Origin of the sequence: Pseudomonas sp. 5P_5.1_Bac1, from assembly GCF_025466015.1 — a bacterium.
Taxonomy (GTDB): domain Bacteria; phylum Pseudomonadota; class Gammaproteobacteria; order Pseudomonadales; family Pseudomonadaceae; genus Aquipseudomonas.
Map to the genome: position 1 here is coordinate 1 of NZ_JANLNX010000106.1, position 18,407 is coordinate 18,407.

Here is an 18,407-nt window from a genome sequence, read left to right on the forward strand (position 1 = left end):
ACCCGCGAATCACCCACGCCGAAAGCGACGCTGGAACGCTACCTGAAGGTCAACGACCCGCAACAGGTGCGGGTCACCACGGCGGTGGACGGCATGCGCCACCGCATGATCGAAAACCGCTTCATCAATCACCTCGAACAGGCCGGGCCCTTCGGCCGCCTGCGTATTGCCCTCGGCAGTGCCTGGCAATGGAAACAGCACACCGGCATGAGCCTCGGCCACATGGCCGGGGTGTTCCTGCGTGCGCTGCGGGAAGACCCCTCGGCGCTGTCGCAGGTGGTCATGGCCGCCAACCAGCCGGTGCTGTTGCAGCGCTCGATGGTCGACGGCCAGCCCGACGACGGCATCCTGCCCAGCGGCCAGGTGGCCGCTGCCATCGGTGAACTGCTCAGTTGCCAAGAGGTGATCGAAGGCATCGCCCGCGAGGCCGAACAGTGCTTCGACAGCTTGCTCGCCCGACAAGGCAGCCAACGTCCAGCGAATCAGCCCATCAGTATTGGAGAACCCCTGTGACCCAGGCATTCAGCACTCAGCTTCAACAGGGGATCGCGGAACTCGTGATCGCCAAACCCCCGGTCAACGCCCTCGACAGCCAGGAATGGAACGCCCTGGCCCGTGAAATCGACAGCCTTGGGGCCAACCCCGAGGTGCGGGTCATCGTCATCCGTGCCGAAGGCCGCGGCTTCTGCGCCGGTGTCGATATCAAGGAACTGGACGCCCATCCCGAGCGCATCGTCGAGGTCAACGCCGGCAACTACGCCACCTTCAAGGCCGTGCACCGTTGCCCGGTGCCGGTGATCGTCGCGGTGCACGGCTTCGTCCTCGGTGGCGGCATCGGCATCACCGGCGCGGCGGATATCGTCGTCGCCGCCGAGTGCGCGACCTTCGCCTTGCCGGAAGTGGACCGCGGCGCGATGGGCGGCGGCGCCCACCTGCAACGCTTGTTCCCGCTGCAGAAGGTTCGCTACCTGTTCTTCACCGGTGACACCATCGGCGCCCGCGAAGCCATGCAATACGGCTTTATCGAGCGCTTGGTCAGCAAGGAGCAACTGCGCGAAACCGCCCTGGAAATCGCCGCGCGCATCGCCGCGAAAAGCCCGGGCATGATCCGCATCGCCAAGGAGGCCCTTAACGGCATCGAGGACGGCAACCTGGAAGACAAGTACCGCTGGGAGCAGGGTTTCACCCTGCAGGCGTACACCAGCCCGGACTCGGCGGAAACCCGTCGCGCCTTCGTCGAAAAACGCGAAGCGAAGTTCTGAGGAGGCGCCATGGAACTGACCTATACCCCCAAACAACAAGCCTTCCGCGCCGAAGTGCGTGCCTGGCTGGCGAATAACCTGCCACGCGAACCGCTGGCCAGCTACGACACCCGCGAAGGTTTCGAACAACACCGGGCCTGGGAAGCGAAGCTGTTCGACAGCCGCTGGTCGATGGTGATGTGGCCGGCCGAACTCGGCGGGCGCGGCTGCGACCTGATCGAATGGCTGATCTTCGAGGAAGAGTATTACGGCGCCGGCGCGCCGATGCGGGTCAACCAGAACGGCCAATTGCTGCTGGGCCCGACCCTGATGGAATTCGGCACCGAGGCGCAGAAAAAACACTTCCTGCCGCGCATGTCCGCCAGCGTCGACATGTGGGCCCAGGGCTGGTCCGAGCCCAACGCCGGCTCGGACATGGCGGCGATCACCAGCAAGGCGGTGCGCGACGGCGATCACTACGTGATCAACGGCCAGAAGACCTGGTCCACCCGCGCCACCTTCGCCGACTGGCTGTTCGGCCTGTTCCGCAGCGAGCCGGGCTCCAGCCGCCACCATGGCCTGTCGTTCCTGATGGTGCCGCTGAATGCCGAGGGCGTGAGCATTCGCCCGATCAAGGCGCTGAACGGCAAGGACGCCTTCGCCGAAGTGTTCTTCGACGATGTGCGGGTGCCGGTGGGCAACCTGATCGGCGCCGAAGGGCAGGGCTGGCACGTGGCGATGGCCACCGCCGGTTTCGAGCGCGGCCTGCTGCTGCGTTCGCCCGCCCGCTTCCAGTACACCGCGCGCAAGCTGGTCGAACTGTTCAAGGCCGAGCCCGACGCCGCCGAGCGTGATCCGGGGCTGCGCGACGCGGTGCTGGAATGCTGGATGGGCGCCGAAGCCTATGCGCTGTCGGCCTACCACACCGTGGGCCGGCTGGGCCGCGGCGAGCAGATCGGCGCCGAGTCGAGCATCAACAAGATCATCTGGTCGGAACTCGATCTGAAGATGCACGAGACCGCCATGCGCCTGCTCGGCGCCCGTGCCGAACTGATTGCCGGCGCACCGGCCGCCGGCGACGCGGCGCACTGGCTGGAGGGCTTCCTGTTTGCCCAGGCCGGGCCGATCTATGCCGGCACCAACGAGATTCAGCGCAACATCATCGCCGAGCGCATGCTCGGCCTGCCGAAGTAAGGAGCGGCCATGGACTTCACTTTCAACGATGACCAGCTCGCCTTCCGCGAGGCCATCAGCCGTTTCCTGATGACCGAAGCCGCTCCGGAAATGCTCCGCGAGATCTGGGAAACCGACGCCGGGCGTTCGCCCGACCTGCGCAACAAGATTGCCGCCCAGGGCCTGACCGCCCTGTCGATCCCCGAAGAGGACGGCGGCCTGGGCATGGACGACGTGGCCTGGGCACTGATGACCCAGGAGCTGGGCTACTACGCCATTCCCGATTCCCTGGCCGATACCGCCTACGTCGCCGTCGGCCTGCTGGCCGCGCTCGACCCGGGTCATCCGGCCCGCGCCAGCCTGCTGCCGCGTATCGGCGAAGGCAGCCTGCGCCTGGCCATCGGGCATTCGATCAACCCGCTGGTCAGCGACGCGCAATTGGCCGAGGTGCTGATCCTGCCCCATGGCGATGAAATCCACCTGCTGCAGCGGGCGGCGGTGGACGTCGAGGCCAACCCGAGCATCGACGCCTCGCGCCGGCTCGGCCGAGTCACCTGGAACCCGACGCCGGCGACCTTGCTGGTCGGTGGCGCGAAGGGCAGGGCGGTGCAGGCGCAACTGCTCGATCGCGGCGCGTTGTCGGTGGCCGGGCAACTGCTCGGCCTGGCCCAGCGGATGCTCGACCTGTCGGTGGACTACGTGGCCCAGCGCAAGCAGTTCGGCAAGCCGATCGGCAGCTTCCAGGCGGTCAAGCACCACCTGGCCGACGTTGCGCGGCAGATCGAACAGGCCAAACCAGTGCTCTACCGCGCCGCCCACGGCCTGGCGCGCGGCGATGCCTCGGCCTCGCTGTGGGTGTCGCAGGCGCGCCTGGCCTGCTGCGAAGCCAGTTGGCTGGCGGCGCGCAAAGGCATCCAGGTGCATGGCGCCATGGGGTACACCTGGGAAGTCGACTTGCAGATGTTCATGAAGCGCGCCTGGGCCCTCGATGCGTCGTGGGGCGATCGCGGTTTCCATAAATCCCGTGTCGGCGAGTACCTGTTCGCCGATGCCGCCCGGCTGGGTCCGGGCCACACCTTCGAGGACTGAGCGATGCCAGAAGCCTATATCGTCGATGCCCTGCGCAGCCCCACCGGCAAGCGCAAGGGCGCGCTGTCCGAGGTGCACGCCATCGACCTCGGCGCCCATGTGCTTAAGGCGCTGGTGCAACGCAATGCGATCCCGGCGGAAGACTATGACGACGTGATCTTCGGTTGCGTCGACACCATCGGCGCCCAGGCCGGCGACATCGCCCGCACCAGTTGGCTGGCCGCCGGCCTGCCGCTGTCGGTGCCGGGCACCACGGTGGATCGCCAGTGCGGATCGTCGCAGCAGGCCGTGCATTTCGCCGCCCAGGCGGTGATGAGCGGCACCCAGGATGTGGTCGCCGTCGGCGGCGTGCAGACCATGACCCGCATCCCGATTTCCTCGGCGATGCTGGCCGGCCAGCCGCTGGGCTTCGCCGATCCGTTCTCCGGCAGCCACGGCTGGCGCGCCCGTTTCGGCGCGCAGCCGGTGGACCAGTTCTACGCCGCGCAGCGGATTGCCGATCACTGGGGAATCAGCCGCGAGCAGATGGAAGCCTTCGCCCTGGAAAGCCATCGGCGCGCCCTGGCGGCCCGGGACAGCGGACGCTTCGCCCGCGAGATCGTCGCCTGTGAAGGGCTGAGCGAAGACGAAACACCACGGCAGACCAGCCTGGCGAAAATGGCCGAGCTGCAACCGGTGGACCTGCGTTTCCCGTCGATCACCGCCGCGGTATCGAGCCAGACCTGTGATGCCTCGGCGGCGCTGCTGGTGGTGTCGGAGGCGGCGCTCAAACGCTATGACCTGACCCCGCGGGCGCGCATCCATCACCTGACGGTGCTCGGCGACGACCCGATCTGGCACCTCACCGCGCCGATCGCGGCGACCCGTCGCGCCCTGGCAAAGACCGGGCTGCGCATGAGCGACATCGACCGGGTGGAGATCAACGAGGCGTTCGCCTCGGTGGTCATGGCCTGGGCCAAGGAACTGGATTACGACCCGGCGCGGACCAACGTCAACGGCGGCGCCATCGCCCTCGGTCACCCCCTGGGCGCCACCGGTGCGCGGCTGATGACCACGCTGCTCAACGAACTGGAATGCAGCGGCGGTCGCTACGGCCTGCAAACCATGTGCGAGGGCGGTGGCCAGGCCAACGTCACCCTCATCGAACGTCTTTGAATCAAGGAGTCAGACATGGCTATCTGTAACGGCCGGACGGTGATCATCACCGGTGCCGGCGGCGGCCTCGGCCGCGCCTACGCCCTGGCCTTCGCGGCCGAGGGCGCCAATGTGGTGATCAACGACATCCGTGCCGAGGCGGCGCAGGATGTGGCGGGCGAAATCGTCGGCAATGGCGGCCGCGCCATCGCCAACAGCGACGACATCACCAGCCTCGACAGCGCCCAGCGCATCGTCGACGCGGCACTGGCGGCGTTTGGCGAAGTGCATGTGCTGGTCAACAACGCCGGCGTGCTGCGGGATCGCATGTTCATCAGCCTGTCGGAAGAAGACTGGGACCTGGTAATGCGCGTGCACCTGAAAGGGCATTACTGCCTGGCGAACATTCTTGGTCGGCGCTGGCGCGACCTGGCCAAGGCCGGCACGCCGGTGGCCGCGCGCATCATCAACACCAGCTCCGGTGCGGGGTTGCAGGGTTCCATCGGCCAGTCCAACTACTCGGCGGCCAAGGGCGGGATTGCCGCGTTGACCTTGGTGCAGGCGGCGGAACTGGCGCGTTACGGCGTCACCGCCAACGCCCTGGCCCCGGCGGCGCGCACCGCAATGACCGAAAGCGCCATGCCGGACGTGGTGCGCAAGCCCGATGACGGCAGCTTCGACGCCTGGGCCCCGGAAAACGTCGCACCGCTGGTGGTGTGGCTGGGCAGCGAACAGTCGGCGCATGTCAGCGGCCAGGTGTTTGAAAGCCAGGGCGGACGGATTTCGCTGGGCGATGGCTGGAGGACCGGCGTGACCCGGGACAAGGGCGCGTTGTGGCGAGTGGACGAGGTCGGGTCCGCGGTGAATGCCATTCTCGCCGAGGCGCCCAAGGCGCAGAAGGTGTGGGGGAGCTGAGGACGCTATCGCCGGCAAGCCGGCTCCCACAGGGATCTGCCCCGTGAGAGCTGGCTTGCCAGCGATGAGGCCATCAGCAACACCGCCGCTGATGGCGATTCGCGAGCAAGCTCGCTCCTACCGGGAGGGGGGAGGTCGTGGTCACAGCGGATAGTTTTTCAACTCCCGCGCAATCAACATCCGTTGAATCTCGCTCGAGCCTTCATAGATCTGGGTAATCCGCGCATCCCGGTAGTAACGCTCCACCGGGTAATCCTCCAGATACCCATAACCGCCATGCACCTGAATCGCCTTCGAGCAGACCCGCTCGGCCATTTCCGAGGCGAACAGCTTGGCCTGGGAGGCTTCGCTCAGGCAGGGTTTGCCGGCGCTGCGCAGGCGGGCGGCGTGGAGGATCAGCAGGCGGGTGGCGTTGATCTGCACCTGCATGTCGGCCAGCAGGTTGGCGATGCTCTGGTGTTCGTTGATCGGTTTGCCGAACTGGATGCGCTCGCGGGAATACACCAGCGCCGCTTCGAACGCGGCGCGGGCGATGCCCAGGGCCTGGGCGGCAATGCCGATGCGGCCACCCTCGAGGTTGGACAGGGCAATCGCCAGGCCTTTGCCGCGCTGGCCGAGCATGTTGGCCTCGGGAATGCGGCAGTTGTTCAGGGTCACCGCGCAGGTGTCGGAGGCGCGGATGCCCATCTTGTGTTCGCTGCGATCGACCACGAAGCCGGCATTGTCGGTGGGCACGAGGAAGGCCGAGATGCCTTTCTTGCCCAGGTCCGGGTCGGTCACCGCGAAGACGATGGCCAGCTTGGCCCGGCGGGCATTGCTGACGAACTGCTTGGCGCCATTGATGACCCAGTGGCCATCCTGCAGTTCGGCGCGGGTGCGCAGGTTGTGGGCTTCGGAACCGGCCTGCGGTTCGGTCAGGCAGAAGCAGCCGATCACTTCACCGCTGGCCAGGCGTGGCAGCCAGGTCTGTTGCTGTTCATCGCTGCCGTAGGCCAGCAGCGGACCGCAGCCCACCGAGTTGTGGATGCTCATCAGTGCGCCGGTGGCGCCGTCGCCGGCGGCGATTTCTTCCACCGCCAGGGCGTAGGCGACGTAGTCGGTGTAGCTGCCGCCCCAGTCTTCCGGCACCACCATGCCGAGCAGGCCCAGTTCGCCCATCTTGGCGACCACGCCATCGTCGATCCAGCCGGCCTTTTCCCAGGCCTGGGCATGGGGCGCGATCTCGCCACGGGCGAAGTCCCGCGCCATGTCGCGGATCATGATCTGTTCTTCAGTCAGTTCCAGGTCTTGCATGTGCGTACTCCAGCCTTCACAGGCCTTCGAAGAATTGGTCGACCCGCTGAGGCTTCAGACCGGCGACAGTGGCGGGGTTCCAGCGTGGCTGTTTGTCCTTGTCGATGAGCAGGGCGCGCACGCCTTCGATCAGGTCGCCGTGATCGAACCATTGCTGGTCCAGGTGCAGCTCCATTCTGAAGCACTCTTCAAGGCTCAAGCGCCGGCCCCGACGAAGCAGCTCCAGGGTCACCGCCATGCCCAGCGGCGAGCGGGTCTCCATCAGGTCGGCGGTCTTCAGCGCCCACTCATGGCTGTCGCCGACGGTCACGCTACGCAGTTGTTCGATCATGCTGGCGACATCGGGCAGGGCGAAGAAGTGGTCGATGGCCGGGCGCAGGTCGGCCAGCGGCGGATCGACCAGGGTCTGGGTGCCAAGGCTGGCGAGCACGCCTTGCAGGTCCTTGAGCGGGTATTCGCTCCACTTGATGCCATCGAAACCCTGGTCGAGGGCGCCCAGTTGGTCACTGTCGACGTACCAGTCGGCCAGGCCGCAATACAGGGCATCGGCGGCCTGGACCTGCACGCCGGTGACGCCCAGGTAAGTGCCGAGTTCGCCGGGAATGCGCGACAGGAAATAGCTGCCGCCGACATCCGGGAAGTAACCGATGCCGACTTCCGGCATCGCCAGGCGGCTGCGTTCGGTGACCACGCGCAGCTCGGCGCCCTGGGCCAGGCCCATGCCGCCGCCGAGGGTGAAACCGTCCATCAACGCCACGATCGGCTTGCGATAGTGATGGATGAACAGGTCGAGGTCGTATTCCTCGATGAAGAAGTCGCGGTGCAGCGTGGCGCCGCTTTTATAGCTGTCGTACAGCGAACGGATGTCGCCACCGGCGCAGAAGCCCTTGGGCCCCGCACCGCGCAGCACCACGGCGTGGATCTGCGGGTCGATGGCCCAGGCTTCCAGTTGCAGGCGCAGGCTGCGAACCATCTGCAGGGTCAGGGCGTTGAGGCCGGCGGGGCGGTTGAGGGTCAGGTGGCCGATATGGTTGCGGACATCGGCCAGTACCTGGGCGTTGTCGGTGTCTGAAGTGGCCGGTGCTTGAGCTTGCGCGGTCATCGCTGTCTCCCTGCTTTGTTATTGATTTTCCACGTGATTTGTCACGGTGTGGACGAGCGGTCAAGGATCGTCCGGATCGTAACAGTGCAAATTTGCCGAGTTCAATCCGCAAAACTGCAATAGCAATCTGCATTTTTGCATGTGCAACCGCGACCTTCGTCAGCGGTGTCGACACTTTAGCCTTGTGACCCGCTAGCACAGGGGATTAGTTCCCTCGGCCGGCGCGTTCCCGGCCCCGGCCAAAGCAGCGCCCGCTTGCGTCCAATGCAGCGTAGGGCACCGGCTGTCGGCTTTCGATAATCCCTCCCGTCAACCGTCCCCAACGTTCGCGGAGAGCGTCATGCACAACAATAAGAATGCCAATGCCCGTTTCCTGCCCTTTTTGGCTGGCCTCGCCACCTTTGGCCTGGTCCCGCTGGCTCAAGCCGAAATCATGCTGTACGACAAGGATGAGACGACCTTCTCCACCGACGGCTACGTCAACGCCTTCTACGTCAACAGCGATGTCGACCGTGATGGCGAGCAGTACGACCGTCGCCAGTCGCGGGTGAAGATGGGCTTCCTGCCCAACTACCTGGGTTTCAACATGACCAAGCAGATGGGCGACCTGAAGCTGGGCGGTCGCGCCTCCTTCTGGGTAACCATCAACGACAGCGAACAGAACGGCACCGACACCGCCATCGACGTTCGTCAGTTCTACGGCACCGTGGCCAACCCCGAGTGGGGTGAAGTGCTGATCGGTAAGGACTTCGGCCTGTTCGCCCGCTCCAACATCCTGCTCGACGAACTGCTGGCCGGTTATGGCCAGGTCAGCGACACCCTCGGCCTGGTGGACGGCGGCGGCGTGTCCTTCGGCAACATCGGCAGCGGCTACCCGTACCCGTTCCCGACGTCGCAGATCACCTACCGCACGCCCGTGATGGAAGGGTTGCGGGTCGCCGTGGGCATCATGGACCCGGTCGATACCAACGACGACAGCGCGGTCGGCAAGGCTTACCAGAAGAACCCACGCACCGAGAGCGAGATCACCTACCAGTTCGATCTGGGGGGCGCGAAGATCTATAGCTGGCTCAACGGCAGCTACCAGACCTCGGACAACACCGACCACAACGTTGACAGCGTGACCTCCAAAGGCGTGGGTTACGGCGTGCAGGCCAAGATGGGTGACTTCTCGCTGACCGGCTCTGGCTTCACCGCCAAAGGCATCAACCCGTTCTTCACCAACAACGCCGGCGAAGCCACGCTGCGCGAAGTGGACAGCAAGGGCTACCTGCTGCAGGGCTCGTACACCCTGGGCAAAAACCGCCTGGCACTGTCCTACGGCAAGACCAAGGATGACGGCAACGGCGCGGTGAACACCGGCGCCGACTACGAAACCCGTGGTATCGCGCTGTTCCACACCATCAACGACAACCTCAAGCTGGTGGCCGAGTACAACCAGTTCGAAATCAACGGCCATGAAGGCAACACGCAAAACGAAGACACCGACACCTTCGCCGTCGGTGCTGTTCTGACCTGGTAAACCCCACCACCGCGTGACAGGGCTTCAGCTCGGCAAGGCGCATCCTGCTGGCTGGAGTTCTGTCGCGCGGTGTTTTTCCTGGCCTGCGCTCTACAACCAATGCCACCACCACCCCCTACCCAAGTAGCATTCGGCCCCATCCCCTCGCTTCGTACACTGCCGGCATCCATTCCCAATACGCTGGAGGCTGCTTATGTCGCAGTCCAACGCCGAAGGCGTCCTCAGTGCTGTATCCCGTGCCATTGACGCCGAGGAGGCTGCCCAGGACCTCGCCCGGCAATTGATGCACCCGCACCTGGGCTTCGTCTTGTTCTTCTGTTCCGCCGAATACGACCTGCCGGCCCTGGCCCAGGCGCTGCAGGAAAGTTTTGGCGGGATCCGCCTGGCCGGCTGCACCAGCGCCGGTGAAATCACCCCGGAAGGCTATGGTCGCGGCTGCATCACCGCACTGGGCTTCGACCATCGGCAGTTTTCCATCGCCGCTGAACTGATCGCGCCGATGCACGACTTCAGCCTGATCGACGCCCAGCGCTGCGTCGAACGGCTGGTCAACGAGTGCCGTGGCAACACCCTGGCGCCGATCAAAGGCCACAGCTTCGCCCTGACCTTGCTCGACGGCCTGTCCAGTCGCGAAGAAATGCTCCTCGCTGCGCTCAACGCGGCCCTGGGCGACATCCCCCACTTTGGCGGCTCGGCCGGCGACGACAATTACCTCAATCGCACCCACGTCTACTACGACGGCGTCTTCCACAACAGCGCGGCGGTGGTGCTGCTGGTCAACACCTGGCTGGATTTCGAGGTGTTCACCACCCACCACATCCAGCCCCGCGCCGAAAAACTGGTGGTGACCCGCGCCGACCGCACCCTGCGCCGGGTCTACGAACTGAACGCCGAGCCCGCCGCCCTGGAATACGCGCAACTGATCGGCGTGCCGGTGGACCAGCTTGACCTGCGCACGTTCGCCGCCCACCCGCTGGCGGTGCGGATCAACGAGCGCTATTACGTGCGCGCCATCCAGCGGGTGCACGACGATTTCAGCCTGAGCTTCTACTGCGCCGTGGAGAACGGCATCGTCCTCACCGCCATGAGCCCCGGGCCGCTGGTGCCGAACCTGAATACCTTGTTCGACGGCCTCTGCGAGCGGCTCGGCGACCTGCTGCTGACCATCGGCTGCGACTGCTTCCTGCGCCGCCTGGAACTGGACGGCACGCCGCAGACCGACCACGTCGAGGCGATCCTGCGCAAGCACGCGGTGGTGGGTTTCAACTCCTACGGAGAACAGTTCAATGGCATGCACATCAACCAGACCTTCACCGGCGTTGCCATCGGACGGTCCCGTGCCCGGCGATTTGACTGAAGCGCGGTTGCTGATCGAGCAACTACGCCACGAAAACCACAAGCTCAGCCGCATCAACGCGGCGTTGATCGAGCGCCTGGAGTCGGGAGCGGCGCGCCCGGACGACTCCTACGCGGCGTTCCAGCACTCGGTGACCCTGGCCGAGCAGGTGCGCGAACGTACCGACGCACTCAACCAGGCCATGGCCGAACTCAAGGCCAGCAACCATCTGCTCAGCGATGCGCGGATGCGCGCCGAGACCGCGCACCAGTACCTGGTGGACGCCATCGAGAGCATTTCCGATGCCTTCGTGCTGTTCGACACCGACCTGCGCATCGTCCTGTTCAACCAGCGCTTCAAGGCGCTTTGGGCCAACAGCCGGATCCGCATCATCAGCGGCATGCACCTGTCGGAGGTGCGCCGGCTGATGCTGCGCACCGGGCTGTTCACCGAAGAGTCGCGCAATATCAACGACGAAAACCTGCTGTACCGGCTCAAGGACGGGCGCTGGCTGCAGGTCAGCGAACGCCCGACCCAGGGCGGCGGGCGCGTGGTACTGCTGACCGACATCACCGAGGTCAAGCACAGCGAAACCCAGCGCCGCGAGCAGGCGGTGGCGCAGAAATCCCACCTGTTGCAGCGCGCGGTGGACAACCTGTCCCAGGGCGTGGCGATGGTCAATGCCGACGGCGTGCTGGAGCTGTGGAACCGGCGCTTCCTGGAACTCAGCGGGCTGGCGCCGATCGCCGCGCACCGGCAGTTCGCCGACGTGATCGGCGACAGCGAGCTGGCCTTGCTGACCCCGGCCACCCGTGACTGCAACGGCCGGCCAACGCGGGAACTGGAGCAGCGCCTGTACGACGGACGCATGCTGGAAATCCGCACCCATCCGCTGCCCACCGGCGGCTTCGTCAACACCTTCACCGACATCACCGAGCGCTACCAGCACGCCGAGGCCCTGAGCGAAAGCGAGCGCTGGATCCGCCTGATTACCGACCAGGTGCCGGCGCTGATCGCCTACCTCAATGCCGATCTGGTCTACGAATTCACCAACAAGGTCTACGAGCAGTGGTACTGCTGGCCGCACGCGGCGATGCTCGGCCAGCGCCTGCGCGACGTGCACAGCGCCGAGCATTACCAGCGCCTGGAAACCTACATCGGCCAGGCCCTGGCCGGGGAGAGCGTGACCTTCGAGTTCGCCGAGACCAACGCCCACGGCCAGGAGCGCTACATGCTGCGCTCCTATGTGCCCAACAGCCTGCCCAATGGCGAGGTGGTCGGGATTTTCGTGCTGATCCGCGATATCACCGAACGTCGCCGCACCGCCGAGGCGCTGCACCAGGCATACCAGCACCTGGAGGTGCGGGTACGCGAGCGCACCACCGAACTGACTCAGCTCAACCAGCAATTGCTGAAGGAAATCGAGGAGCGCCGGCGCGCCGAGGCGCGGCTGCGCGATGCCAAGCAGGAGGCCGACCAGGCCAACCTGTCGAAAACCAAGTTCCTCGCCGCGGTCAGCCACGACCTGCTGCAACCGCTCAATGCCGCGCGCCTGTTCACCAGCGCCCTGCAGGAGCAGAGCAACAGCCCGGCGCTGGTGCGCAACGTCAGCAACGCGCTGGATGATGTGGAATCGCTGCTGGGCACCCTGGTGGACATCTCCAAGCTGGATGCCGGGGTGATCAAGGCCGATGTCGCCACCTTTGCCGTCAGCGACCTGCTCGACAACCTCGCTGCCGAATACGCCGCCACCGCCGCCAGCGAGGGCCTGCGCCTGCACTATGTGCCGACCGGCCTGCGGGTGCGCAGCGATATCCAGCTACTGGCGCGGATCCTGCGCAACCTGCTCAGCAACGCCATTCGCTACACCCCGCAAGGCCGCCTGCTGCTGGGCTGCCGGCGGCGCGGACGGCGTTTGTGGATCGAAGTCTGGGACACCGGCATCGGCATTCCGCTGGACAAGCGCGAAGAGATTTTCCAGGAGTTCAAGCGCGGCGATTCCCAGCGCCCGGACCAGGACCGTGGCCTCGGCCTGGGCCTGGCCATCGTCGAGAAAATCGCCGGGATTCTCGGCCACCGTATCCAGGTGCGCTCGACGCCCGGCAAGGGCTCGGTGTTTTCCATCGAAGTACCGCTCAGCCGCCAGGTGCCACGGGCCCGGGAGCCGGTGCCGGAGGTGATGCCGCTGCTGGAGCGTCTGGAAGGCGCGCGGATCTGGGTGCTGGACAACGACGCGGCCATCTGCGCCGGCATGCGCACCTTGCTGGAGCAATGGGGCTGCCGGGTCAGTACGGCGTTGAACGAGGAAGACCTGGCCGGGCAATTACCGGCGGACGAAGCCGAAGCCGGGCTGCTGATCGTGGATTACCACCTGGACCACGACCGCAACGGCCTGGAAGCGGTGGCGGCGATCAATGCGCGGCGGGTTTCGCCCTTGCCGGCATTGATGATCACCGCCAACTACAGCAACGAACTCAAGCAGCAGGTGCGTGAACTGGGCCATACCCTGATGCACAAACCGGTGCGGCCGATGAAGCTCAAGGCCGCGATCAGTCACCTGCTGGGCAGCGAGCTCAGCGTGGCAGGCGTCCACTGACGAAGTGGGCGACGTCGTTGAAACCGTGGGTCGACGGGTGGCCCGGAGTGACCAGCGAATCGATGAAGGCTTCGTCCTCGGCGCTGATCTTCACCTCCAGCGCGCCGCCGTAGGTGTCCCACTGGGCTTCGGTGCGCGGGCCGACGATCGCTGAACTGACCGACTGGTTGTTCAGCACCCAGGCGATGGCGAACTCGACGATGCCGACGCCTTTGGCCTGGGTGTAGGCCTGGATTTTCTGGGCGATGGCCAGGGACTCAGCGCGCCATTCCACTTCGAGGATGCGCTTGTCCTGCCGCGCCGCGCGGCTGCCGGCCTCGGGTTCGGCATTGGGCGCGTACTTGCCGCTGAGCACGCCGCGGGCCAGCGGGCTGAACGGTACCACGCCGAGACCATGAAACGCCGCCGCGGCCAGTTGCTCGGTCTCGACCTGACGGTTGACGATGTTGTACAGCGGCTGGCTGACCACCGGCTTCGGTACGCCGAGACGCTCGGCCAGGTTGCAGATTTCAGCGATGCGCCAGCCGCGGAAGTTGGACACGCCCCAATGGCGGATCTTGCCCTGGCGCAGCAGCTCGCCGATGGCCGAGACGGTGATGTCCAGCGGCGTGGCGTGGTCTTCGCGGTGCAGGTAATAGATGTCCAGGTAGTCGGTGCCCAGACGGGTCAGGCTGGCTTCGATGGCGTTGAAGATATGCTTGCGCGACAGCCCGCTGCGGTTCGGCACGCCGTCCGCCGGACCATAACCGACCTTGGTGGCGAGAACCCAGTCGTGGCGGTGGCGGGCGATGCCTTCGCCGACGATCTCTTCCGAGCGGCCGGCGTTATAGACGTCCGCCGTGTCGATGAAATTGACACCCTGGTCCCAGGCCTTGTCGATGATGCGCAGAGAATCCTCGGTACGGGTCTGCTCGCCGAACATCATGCTGCCCAGGGTCAGGGCGGAGACTTGCAGGCCACTGCGGCCGAGAGGACGGTAGATCATGGTCGAAAGCCCCTTCGCGGTATGGAAGGGGTGTTGTACAGGGGGAAAAGCATCGCTGGCAAGCCAGCTCCCTACCCGTGGGAGCCGGTCTTGCCGGCGATGAGGCTCTCCTGGATCAAACCCTACCGGGCAGTAACCGCCGCCCCTTGCCGATTCCGCGAAACCCGCAACGCCACCAGGCTGCCAAACACGATCAACCCCGCCAGCGAATACAGCGCCGCATCGGTCGAGCCCGTCTGGTCCTTGATCCAGCCCACCAGGTACGGGCTGAGGAAGCCGGCCATCTGTCCGACCGAGTTGATGATCGCCAGGCCCGCGACCGCGGTGCCGGCGCTGAGCAGGGCGGTGGGCATCGGCCAGAACATCGGCAGGCCGGTGAGGGCGCCCATGGTGGCGATGCTCAGGCCGAGGATGGCGATGACCGGGTTATGGGCGAAGTTCACCGCGATCAGCAGGCCGATGGCGCCCATCAGCATCGGCACCACGAGGTGCCAGCGGCGCTCGTTGCGCAGGTCCGCCGAACGGCCCACCAGCAACATGAACACGCCGGCCAGCAGGTAGGGAATCGCGCTCAGCCAGCCGATCAGCAGGGCATCGCTGAAGCCGAGGCTCTTGATGATCGACGGCAGCCAGAAGTTGATCGCGTAGACACCGCTCTGGATGCAGAAGTAGACGAAACCGAAGGTCCAGATCAGCGGGTTGGTCAGCACCGACATCAGGCCATCGCTGACCGTGCCCGGCTTGTTCGCCGCGTCCTGCTGCAGGTCGGCGGCCACCGCCTGGCGCTCGGCCGGGCTGAGCCAGCCGGCCTTGGTGAAGCCGTCACTGAGCAGGAACACCGCCATGCAGCCCAGCGCCACGGTCGGCAGGCCCTGGATCAGGAACATCCACTGCCAGCCGGCGAGGCCGCCCTGGCCCGCGGCGAAATGGTTGAGGATCCAGCCCGAGAACGGCCCGCCAAGCAGCCCCGACACCGGGATCGCCGACATGAACAGGGCCATGATGCGGCCGCGGCGCTGGGCCGGGAACCACTGCGAGAGGTACAGCACGATACCCGGGAAAAACCCGGCTTCAGCGGCGCCGGTGAACAGGCGCAGCACATAGAACTCGGTCGGCGTGGTGACGAACAACAGGCAGGTCGACAGCGTGCCCCAGGTGATCATCATCAGCGCGATCCAGCGCCGCGGGCCAAAACGGTTCAGCGCCAGGTTGCTGGGCAGGCCGCAGAGCACATAACCGATGAAGAAGATCCCGGCGCCGAGGCCGTAGATGGTTTCGCTGAAATTCAGGGCATCGAGCATCTGTAACTTGGCGAAGCCAACGTTGACCCGGTCGAGGTAGTTGAACAGGTAGCAGATGAAGATGAAGGGGATCAGCCGCAGGGTGATGCGCCGGTACAGCGCGTCGCGGTTGATGTCGTGGCCGTGGTCAGAGGCAGGGCTGGATGACATGATTCTCTCTCTGTTGTTATGGTTGTGCGGCATCCCGCGGCGAGGCGGGCGCTTCAACGAAGTCTCGACCAGCGCAGGAGCCCTGTCTTTGTGCTTTTGCACAGCATTTACGGCGCACTGCTGTGCTGCCGACCAACCTGTAGACCTTCAAGGAACCGCGCATGTTCGAACTGGACCATGACCTGGCGCAGGACATCGTCGACCGGGCGATGGCGATTCTGCCCCACAACGTCAATGTCATGGACAGCCAGGGCCTGATACTCGGCAGTGGCGAGCGCCAGCGCATCAACACCCGTCACGAAGGCGCGCAACTGGTGCTGGCCAACGAACGCATCGTCGAAATCGACAGCGTAGCCGCCAAATGCCTCAAGGGCGTGCAGCCGGGGGTCAACCTGCCGCTGATGCTCGATGGCCGGCTGATCGGCGTGCTCGGCATCACCGGCGAGCCGCAGCAACTGCGCACCTACGCCGAACTGGTGCGGATGACCGCGGAAATGCTCCTGGCCCAGCGTCACCTGCAAGTCGAACAGCAATGGCGCCGGCAGCGCTGCGACGACCTGCTGGCCTTGTTGCTGGGCGGCAGCGGCGACGCGCCGCGGCTGGTGGACGAAGCCCGGCAACTGGGCCTGAAACCGCAACTGCCGCGGATTCCCTGCCTGTTTGAACTGGACGAAGGTCCGGGCGCGGAAGCGCTGTCGGTGTGGCTGATGCAGCGTTACCCGGACAGTTGGTGCGTCAGCCCGGCGCGGCAATCGCTGCTCTGGTGCCGCCCGGCGACGCTGGTGGTGGATGAAGCGCGGCTGCTGGAAAAACTCCACGGCCAGGGCTGGCAGGTACAGCGCCTGGCAGTGGGCGGCGTCGCCGATGGCGTGGACAAACTCCGCCGAGGCTACCGCCGCGTGCGCGACCTGCTGGCCTACGGGCAAGACGTCGTGCCTGATGAGCGCCTGCTGACGTTGGCCCGTTTCCGCTTGCCGGCATTGCTCTGGCGCCATCGCCAGGATGACGCTCTGGATGAACTGCTGGAACCCTTGCAGCGCATCCGGGTCAAGGACGTCAGCGGCCAGTTGCTCGCCACCCTGCGCGCCTGGTGTGCCCATGACGGCCAGAGCCAGGCCTGCGCCGAAGCGCTGGGCATCCACCGCAACAGCCTGCGTTACCGGCTGGAGCGGATCGGCGAGTTGAGCGGGGTGGACCCGTTGCGGCTCGAAGGGATGTTGAGTTTGTATCTGGGGTTGCAGTTGTTGGCGGCGGAGTAAGCAGGGGGGCTTGTCAGGGTGTTTGCGTATCGCGAGCAAGCTCGCTCCTACACCTCAGGCAGCGGCTGTTGTCCAACTGACCAAACAACCACCGCCGATCTTGTGCACTCGACCGAGGCCCGCCACTGCGGCAACTGGCAGCATGCAGGCATCTGCAAAAGGAGTTCCTCATGAAAATCGTCATCGCCCCTGACTCGTTCAAGGACAGCCTCAGCGCCGAAGGGGTCGCCGCCGCCATTGCCGAGGGCATCGCCGCGGTGCTGCCGGGTTCACAACTGATCTGCTGCCCGATGGCCGACGGCGGCGAAGGCACCATGGACGCCATCGTTGCCGCCTGCCACGGCGAGCAGCGCGCGCTGAATGTTCGCGGCCCGCTGGGCTTTGAGGTCAGCGCGCACTGGGGCTGGCTGGCCGACAGCCGCACCGCGATCATCGAGATGGCCCAGGCCAGCGGCCTGCAATTGCTGACCCTGGAACAACGCGACGCCTGTCGCACCAGCACCTTCGGCACCGGCCAGTTGATCGGCGCGGCGCTGGATGCCGGCGCCGAGCGGATCATCCTGGCCATCGGCGGTAGCGCCACCAACGACGCTGGCAGCGGCATGCTCCGCGCCCTCGGCCTGCGAACCTTCGATGCCCAAGGCAGCGAGCTGGAGGAGGGTGGTCTGGCCTTGGCGCGGGTCGCTCGCCTGGATGCCAGCGGTCTTGATTCGCGTCTGGCCGGTGTGCGCCTGGAAGTGGCGGCGGACGTCGACAACCCGCTGTGCGGCAGCAACGGTGCCTCGGCGATCTTCGGTCCGCAAAAGGGCGCCAGTCCCGAACAGGTTGAGCTGCTCGACCACGCCCTCGGCCATTTTGCCGATCACTGCGCGCAATTGCTGGGCCGCGATGTGCGGGACTTCCCCGGCTGTGGCGCCGCCGGTGGCATGGGCTTCGCCGCCAAGGCATTTCTCGACGCGCAGTTCCGGCCGGGCATCGAGGTGGTCGCCGAGTTGGCGGGACTGGAAGACGCGGTGCAGGGCGCCGATCTGGTGATCACCGGTGAGGGCCGCTTCGATGCGCAGACCCTGCGCGGCAAGACGCCGTTCGGCGTGGCCCGTATCGCCCGTCGTCACGGCGTACCGGTGGTGGTGATCGCCGGCACGCTCGGCGAGGGCTATCAGGAACTCTATGGCCACGGCATCGACGCCGCTTTTGCCGTCACCAACGGCCCGATGAGCCTGCAACAAGCCTGCGCCAACGCCGCGCCGCTGCTGGCGGCCCGGGCGGGCGACATCATCCGCTTGTGGAGCAGCGCTCGGCGCGGTTGAT

At 65.8% G+C, this 18,407-nt stretch carries 15 protein-coding genes; 11 read left to right on the forward strand and 4 right to left on the reverse strand.

Annotated features, from left to right (window positions below; all coding sequences use genetic code 11):
* The 6 genes from NTD82_RS22635 to NTD82_RS22660 form a co-directional block, all read left to right on the forward strand.
* Positions 1 to 513: nitronate monooxygenase (locus NTD82_RS22635; RefSeq protein ID WP_262130333.1), on the forward strand; the 513-nt coding region annotated here is incomplete at its 5' end.
* Positions 510 to 1,262, forward strand: a complete 753-nt coding sequence (locus NTD82_RS22640) for an enoyl-CoA hydratase family protein (protein WP_095158429.1) — start codon at positions 510 to 512, stop codon at positions 1,260 to 1,262. The genes NTD82_RS22635 and NTD82_RS22640, both read left to right, overlap by 4 nt.
* A 9-nt stretch (positions 1,263 to 1,271) precedes the next feature.
* Positions 1,272 to 2,435, forward strand: coding sequence for an acyl-CoA dehydrogenase family protein (locus NTD82_RS22645; RefSeq protein WP_262130334.1), 1,164 nt, complete (start codon positions 1,272 to 1,274; stop codon positions 2,433 to 2,435).
* A gap of 9 nt (positions 2,436 to 2,444) precedes the next feature.
* Positions 2,445 to 3,503 carry an acyl-CoA dehydrogenase family protein gene (locus tag NTD82_RS22650; protein WP_262130336.1) on the forward strand — a complete coding sequence of 353 codons (1,059 nt, stop codon included), beginning with the start codon at positions 2,445 to 2,447 and terminating at the stop codon, positions 3,501 to 3,503.
* A gap of 3 nt (positions 3,504 to 3,506) precedes the next feature.
* The gene (locus tag NTD82_RS22655; protein WP_262130337.1) at positions 3,507 to 4,658 is read left to right on the forward strand and encodes an acetyl-CoA C-acetyltransferase; all 1,152 of its coding nucleotides are present in this window, start codon (positions 3,507 to 3,509) and stop codon (positions 4,656 to 4,658) included.
* Between the two features lie 15 nt (positions 4,659 to 4,673).
* On the forward strand, positions 4,674 to 5,552 hold the full coding sequence (locus NTD82_RS22660; protein ID WP_262130338.1) for an SDR family oxidoreductase: 879 nt from the start codon (positions 4,674 to 4,676) through the stop codon (positions 5,550 to 5,552).
* 141 nt (positions 5,553 to 5,693) lie between these two features.
* On the opposite strand, the gene NTD82_RS22665 is transcribed toward NTD82_RS22660, so the two are convergent.
* Both NTD82_RS22665 and NTD82_RS22670 read right to left on the reverse strand, forming a co-directional pair.
* Positions 5,694 to 6,845: an acyl-CoA dehydrogenase family protein gene (locus NTD82_RS22665; RefSeq protein WP_262130339.1), complete on the reverse strand. Its 1,152-nt coding sequence runs from the start codon at positions 6,843 to 6,845 to the stop codon at positions 5,694 to 5,696.
* 16 nt (positions 6,846 to 6,861) lie between these two features.
* Complete coding sequence (locus NTD82_RS22670; protein WP_262130341.1) at positions 6,862 to 7,947, reverse strand: enoyl-CoA hydratase/isomerase family protein; 1,086 nt, start codon at positions 7,945 to 7,947, stop codon at positions 6,862 to 6,864.
* 340 nt (positions 7,948 to 8,287) lie between these two features.
* On the opposite strand from NTD82_RS22670, the gene NTD82_RS22675 reads away from it, so the two are divergent.
* The 3 genes from NTD82_RS22675 to nahK all read left to right on the forward strand — a co-directional run bounded on the left by NTD82_RS22675 (position 8,288) and on the right by nahK (position 13,401).
* Positions 8,288 to 9,469, forward strand: a complete 1,182-nt coding sequence (locus tag NTD82_RS22675; RefSeq protein WP_095158436.1) for a porin — start codon at positions 8,288 to 8,290, stop codon at positions 9,467 to 9,469.
* 193 nt (positions 9,470 to 9,662) lie between these two features.
* Positions 9,663 to 10,826 (forward strand): nitric oxide-sensing protein NosP, encoded by a 1,164-nt coding sequence (gene nosP / locus NTD82_RS22680; protein ID WP_095158533.1) that lies wholly within the window; start codon positions 9,663 to 9,665, stop codon positions 10,824 to 10,826.
* On the forward strand, positions 10,756 to 13,401 hold the full coding sequence (nahK, locus tag NTD82_RS22685; protein ID WP_262130343.1) for a hybrid sensor histidine kinase/response regulator NahK/ErcS': 2,646 nt from the start codon (positions 10,756 to 10,758) through the stop codon (positions 13,399 to 13,401). Before nosP ends, nahK begins: the two co-directional genes overlap by 71 nt.
* Here nahK and NTD82_RS22690 read toward each other — a convergent pair.
* Together NTD82_RS22690 and NTD82_RS22695 are read right to left on the reverse strand one after the other, a co-directional pair.
* Positions 13,379 to 14,386, reverse strand: a complete 1,008-nt coding sequence (locus NTD82_RS22690) for an aldo/keto reductase (RefSeq protein WP_262130344.1) — start codon at positions 14,384 to 14,386, stop codon at positions 13,379 to 13,381. The genes nahK and NTD82_RS22690 overlap by 23 nt on opposite strands.
* Positions 14,387 to 14,508: 122 nt before the next feature.
* On the reverse strand, positions 14,509 to 15,837 hold the full coding sequence (locus NTD82_RS22695) for an MFS transporter (protein ID WP_095158439.1): 1,329 nt from the start codon (positions 15,835 to 15,837) through the stop codon (positions 14,509 to 14,511).
* Between the two features lie 161 nt (positions 15,838 to 15,998).
* Here NTD82_RS22695 and NTD82_RS22700 point away from each other — a divergent pair, with 161 nt between their 5' ends.
* The gene (locus tag NTD82_RS22700) at positions 15,999 to 17,096 is read left to right on the forward strand and encodes a sugar diacid recognition domain-containing protein (protein ID WP_262130346.1); all 1,098 of its coding nucleotides are present in this window, start codon (positions 15,999 to 16,001) and stop codon (positions 17,094 to 17,096) included.
* A 170-nt stretch (positions 17,097 to 17,266) separates the two neighbouring features.
* Positions 17,267 to 18,406 (forward strand): glycerate kinase, encoded by a 1,140-nt coding sequence (locus tag NTD82_RS22705; RefSeq protein ID WP_262130348.1) that lies wholly within the window; start codon positions 17,267 to 17,269, stop codon positions 18,404 to 18,406.
* Position 18,407: the final 1 nt, after the last annotated feature.